The organism is Nocardia cyriacigeorgica (assembly GCF_010858045.1).
Classification (GTDB): domain Bacteria; phylum Actinomycetota; class Actinomycetes; order Mycobacteriales; family Mycobacteriaceae; genus Nocardia; species Nocardia cyriacigeorgica_E.
This window is the reverse complement of record NZ_JAAGVC010000174.1, coordinates 1-355: the sequence shown is the minus strand read 5'-3', so window position 1 is coordinate 355 and position 355 is coordinate 1. Positions and strand designations below refer to the sequence as shown.

General features: G+C 67.6%; 1 protein-coding gene. It reads left to right on the top strand.

Annotated elements, in window-relative coordinates; translation table 11 throughout:
• The coding region (locus tag GV790_RS29230) for a ParB/RepB/Spo0J family partition protein (RefSeq protein ID WP_163818044.1) at positions 1 to 355 on the top strand (355 nt) is incomplete at both ends.

Below are 355 nucleotides of genomic sequence, written 5' to 3'. Positions count from 1 at the left end.
CTACCAGCTCGTCATGGGTGAGCGCCGTTGGAGGGCCTGCCAGGAAGCCGGCCTGACCACGATTCCGGCCATCGTCCGGGAGACCGACGACGGCTCGATGCTGCGTGATGCACTACTGGAGAACATCCACCGCGTGCAGCTCAACCCGCTCGAGGAGGCAGCCGCTTACCAGCAGCTGCTCGAGGAGTTCGACGTCACCCATGAGGAACTGGCGGACCGGATCGGCCGCTCACGTTCGGCGGTGACGAATATGATCCGGCTGTTGAAGCTGCCGGTGCCGGTGCAGCGGCGAGTTGCCGCCGGCGTATTGTCCGCGGGGCACGCCCGTGCGGTCCTCGGCCTGGAAGCCGGCCCC